Source organism: Frankia tisae (assembly GCF_025403405.1).
Taxonomy (GTDB): domain Bacteria; phylum Actinomycetota; class Actinomycetes; order Frankiales; family Frankiaceae; genus Frankia; species Frankia tisai.
This window is the reverse complement of sequence record NZ_JANEZT010000733.1, coordinates 1-974: the sequence shown is the minus strand read 5'-3', so window position 1 is coordinate 974 and position 974 is coordinate 1. Positions and strand designations below refer to the sequence as shown.

Genomic DNA, 974 nt, shown 5'->3' with positions numbered 1-974 from the left:
GGCGGATTCAAGCGGTCATAGCGACGCATGCTTCGCCAGCAAATCGTTGAAGACTTCGACCGGCTTCGCCCAGCCCAACGTCTGCCGCGGCCTTCCGTTCAGCTGTTCGGCCACCTTATCAAGCTCGTCCTGAGTATGCAACGACAGGTCGGTGCCCTTCGGGAAATACTGGCGCAGCAGCCCATTCGTGTTCTCGTTCGACCCCCGCTGCCATGGCGAATGCGGATCACAGAAATAGACGGGCATGCCGGTGGCAACGGTGAACTTCGCGTGCCGGGCCATCTCCTTGCCCTGATCCCAGGTGACGGACTTCTTCATGAACTCGGGCAGGGTCTCCATCTTCCGGGCCAGCAGGTAGGCGACCTTCTCGGCGTTGCGGTCGTAGGGAATCCGTACGAGCATGACGAACCGGGTGGTACGCTCGACCAGCGTCGCGATCTGGGACCTGTTTCCCTTGCCCACGATGAGGTCACCCTCCCAAAAACCGGGGACGGCACGGTCGTCGGCATCCTTCGGCCGCTCGCTGATGTTGACCATGTCGACGATCTGTCCGCGGGCCACGGTCGTCCGCGACCGGTTCACCCGCCTGGTCCGGCCCTTGCGCAGCGCGACCGTCAGCTGGGTTCGCAGTTCCCCGCGGGCCTGCAGGTACAGACACTCGTAGATCGTCTCGTGGGACACGCGCATGCTCTCGTCGTCGGGATGATCCGTCGCCAGTCTCTCGCTGATCTGCTTCGGTGACCACTTCTCGGCCAGGCCCGCGTTGACCGCGTCATGCAACGCCGGTGACGCCACGAGCTTTCGTTCCTTCGGCCGTGCCCGCAACGCATCACACCGAGCCTGCGCATCCACCGCCCGGTACACATTCTCGCCGCCGTTACGCTCGATCTCCCTCGAAATCACCGAGTGATGCCTGCCGAGCGCCTTCGCGATGAACCGCGCCGAACGATTCTTGCCCAACTCGCGGGAAATAA

1 protein-coding gene is annotated in these 974 nt (G+C 63.2%); it reads right to left on the bottom strand.

Going from position 1 to position 974, the window contains the following annotated elements; all coding sequences use genetic code 11:
* Positions 1 to 15 precede the first annotated feature (15 nt).
* Complete coding sequence (locus NBZ85_RS31390) at positions 16 to 972, bottom strand: IS30 family transposase (RefSeq protein WP_261563454.1); 957 nt, start codon at positions 970 to 972, stop codon at positions 16 to 18.
* Positions 973 to 974: the final 2 nt, after the last annotated feature.